The 1,674-nt window shown below is 44.9% G+C and carries 1 protein-coding gene and 1 pseudogene; both read right to left on the reverse strand.

Features of this window, described 5'->3' with window-relative positions:
* Nucleotides 1–455: pseudogene (locus tag ACFIJL_RS09295) on the reverse strand (S49 family peptidase); the annotation flags it as partial.
* Nucleotides 445–1,674: phage portal protein (locus ACFIJL_RS09300; protein WP_375624409.1), on the reverse strand; the 1,230-nt coding region annotated here is incomplete at its 5' end. The gene ACFIJL_RS09300 and the pseudogene ACFIJL_RS09295, both read right to left, overlap by 11 nt.

Genomic DNA, 1,674 nt, shown 5'->3' on the forward strand with positions numbered 1-1,674 from the left:
GCAAACTCATTGGCATGTGCCCAAATGGGCTTGTCGTATTGTTTTGAGAGTGTTTGAAACTCTTCAACCAAATCAAAGACACCACCGGCTTCTCCACCGCCGCTGTCAATATCAAGTAAAACAGCACGAACATCAGGTTGTGCAATGGCTTCACGAAAAGAAGCCCTTACCCCCTCATAAGACGTCAATCCCGATAAAGCTCCAAGCCATGCACCACGGCGTACAAGCGTGCCATGAACCGGTATTATAGCAACATTGTTTTGCACCACATAGGTTTCTGGTGGTCTTAAAGCTTCTGTACTCCCTTGCGAATAAGCTTCAATGGGAAACTTTTCACTTGCAAAAAGCCGTGGAGCAAGAGCATTGAGAATAATATCAAGCTTTGTGGAGGCAAGCATGTGTGGAACTCCAAAAAGCCGTGATGCCAAAAACGGCATGTCGAGATTATTCACCATTTGTCTGCGCCTTACTGCCTTGGTTACTTTCATAAGTTTCAGAAGGTTCTGAATCTGCGGGATCAATTACTTGATTGCTACCAGCCGGTGCCGCCATATCGGTGTCAAAAGATAAGCCGCGCGCACGAGCGTCTGTGTGCTCTTCTTCAAGTTCGGCATGAATGCTGTCGATATCAAAGCCACGCTCGGCAAGTGCCATGCGTCGTGTTTTCAAGCCTGCACGAATTTCTTCTTTTTCCGCTGAGATATCCTTGTTTGGATCAATCATTTCAAGCGGGGGTGCAAAGCTTTCACATTGAAGCCATGGCAAGGAATTTTCTTCCCACCTTGGCAAATTGACACATTTGACAAGCACTGCCATTTCAACAAAACGCTCCCAAACAATGCGGTTAAACTGAAAGGCAATAATATGTTCACGCCATTGTTTGACGTGCCGTCTAAACTGAATGATAGAGGTACGCACATTAGAAAAATTCCCCCGCGTAACGTCTCCAGTCACAACGGCATAAGGCATATTAAGTGCTGCACAAATTTTCAAGATATTGCGAAATTGGAAAGCTTCATAAGAACCTCCAACCTCAACAGGGTTAGAGAATGTAACCTCTTTATTCTCTCCTAAATAAAGAGATGCACCGGGTGCAATGGCAGGTGCTTCGTATTCTTCTTCAACGTCGTTTTTATCACGATTATCGGATAATTTTGCGACGTTTGGTGAATTGTCCTTGACAAACACCGCAAAAAGAGCCGCTGTTTTTTTTCGTTCAAGCTCTGCATCATCATAGGATTCGAGTTGAAAGATCTTTGTCATAGCGCGCGTTATTTTGGGAGAACCGCGCAATTGTCCGGCAATACGGCGCTCTTTGATGTGAAGGACCATTTCAGCAGGGACGCGCACGCGCTCTTGGCTCTCAAATGCCATATTTGCAGGGACATCATCATAGGGGTGATGTTCCCAGAAATGATAAGCAACGCGCTTACCACTGGCATTAAATTCAATCCCCATACGAATGTAATTGCCTTCAATCTCAGCAGGTCCATTGTAAGTTAAATCCAGCATTTCGGTTGGATAAACTTGTAATTGAAGCGGCACACCAGAGCGTCCATAAAGGTCGACATAGTGTAGTCTTACAAAGCATTCTCCGGTTAAAAAGACCTCTCGTGCAATGGTTGCTTGAAGTCCATAAAAATTGGCATCTTCATCATAGTCTGCTTCATCAAC

The sequence above is a fragment of the Bartonella sp. TT119HLJHH genome, assembly GCF_042193385.1.
In the GTDB taxonomy this organism is placed as follows: Bacteria; Pseudomonadota; Alphaproteobacteria; order Rhizobiales; family Rhizobiaceae; genus Bartonella.